Source organism: Promicromonospora sp. NPDC060204, from assembly GCF_042728455.1.
Taxonomy (GTDB): Bacteria; Actinomycetota; Actinomycetes; order Actinomycetales; family Cellulomonadaceae; genus Promicromonospora.
On the sequence record NZ_JBHWZO010000466.1, the window covers coordinates 1 to 1,426 of the forward strand.

Consider the following 1,426-nt stretch of genomic DNA (forward strand, 5'->3'; position numbering starts at 1 on the left):
GCCCCGTACGCGCTGCTCTGGGTGGGGGCCGAGGAACGAGGCACGCGCCCGGAGCGGAGCCGCAGGCTCAGCCGACAGACAAGCAGAGCCTGAGCCGCAGGCTCAGCAGAGCTCGGGCCGGTCTCGCAGCGAGCCGTGGCGGAAATAACGTTCCCTGCCAGGGTGTTGATCACCTAGACTGGGAACACTTCACGGGCGAGAGCTCGGGGAGCTGGTTGAAAAATCCATAGGGGCTGATCGGTTTCGACGGTGGTCGTGCTTCGAGGAGAAGCGGGCCGAGGATGCAGGCTTATCTCGTAAACGATGCCTGTAAACCAATAGTTGCCGATAACTCGCGCAACGACTTCGCCCTCGCCGCCTGAGCGAGCCCGAAGTCCGTGGGCCCGGAGTCTGCTTTCGCTCCGGTAGTCCGCGTCATCTAGAAAGCCACTGCTCGTAGCTCTCGTCATCGGGGCCACGGGAACACTTAGGTGACTGGGCCTGTCCGCGAACGTGTCTGCGCGAGCGCGGGGGCCGAGAAAATCCATAGCAGACTGCGCCCGGAGAAGTCCTCGTCAACCGATACCGGACCCGGGTTCGATTCCCGGCAGCTCCACTCGATACCCCTGTGGCCGAAGGCCTCGCCGGTGTTCCGGCGAGGCCTTCGTCGTGCCCGGGGTCTGCGCCGGCCCGATCGCGTGGCCCGCCTACCCGACGTCCTGCAGCGCCGACTGCACGACGACCGTGTCGGCGCTGTACGTGTCGTCGGCGTAGCGCTGGATGCTCCCGTCGTCGTAGACGACCGTCACCCAGACGTAGCCGTTCTCGACCCAGCCGGCGAGGGCGTCGAGGTCGCCGTACACCTCATCGTGCAGCTCGTCGGCGGCGGTCCCGGCTCCAGCCGCCCCGGCGTTGTCCGGCGCGAGCCGGGGGTCGTCGGGGGACGCGGACGGCTCGGCCGGGGCGGGGCCCGTCCCGGTGAGATGGAACGTCTCGCCGTCCCAGGTGCCCTCCACCGTGTACGTACCCCAGGTGGTGCCCTGCGCGGACTCCTCGCCCTCGACGGCGTCCCAGTGCCACCCGGCGACCTCGGGTCCGCCGCCCTGGGGCGGATACGACTCGGCCAGCCCGCCCAGGCAGAGCTCGGGCGGGCCGCCGCCCTCCTGGAGCACGGTCGTCACGACGGTCACCGCGCCCGGCGACGCGGGCGTGGGCGGCGCGGACGCCGTCGTGTCGCGGGTCTGGTCCCCGTCCGATGCGGGCCCGGCGGGGCCGGCCGGGCCGGCCGGCCCGGCGCACGCGCCGAGGAGCAGGACCCCGGCCAGGCCGGTGCCGAGGACACGGAGTGGTGCTCGAAGCAGGCTCATACCCGGCATGTGTCCCGAGGACGCCGGCGCTTGCGCGCGAGCCGCCAGTCAGAAGTGCGCTTCTACCCAGTCATTGGGCC

Annotated in this window: 1 protein-coding gene and 1 other RNA gene; one reads left to right on the forward strand and one right to left on the reverse strand. The window is 70.6% G+C overall.

From position 1 onward, the window contains the following. Positions 1-229 precede the first annotated feature (229 nt). Positions 230-598, forward strand: a transfer-messenger RNA (tmRNA) gene (ssrA, locus tag ACFWEJ_RS28725). 88 nt (positions 599-686) lie between these two features. Here the strand turns inward: ssrA and ACFWEJ_RS28730 are convergent. Then, positions 687-1,346 (reverse strand): hypothetical protein, encoded by a 660-nt coding sequence (locus tag ACFWEJ_RS28730; protein ID WP_377232563.1) that lies wholly within the window; start codon positions 1,344-1,346, stop codon positions 687-689. Between the last annotated feature and the right edge of the window lie 80 nt (positions 1,347-1,426).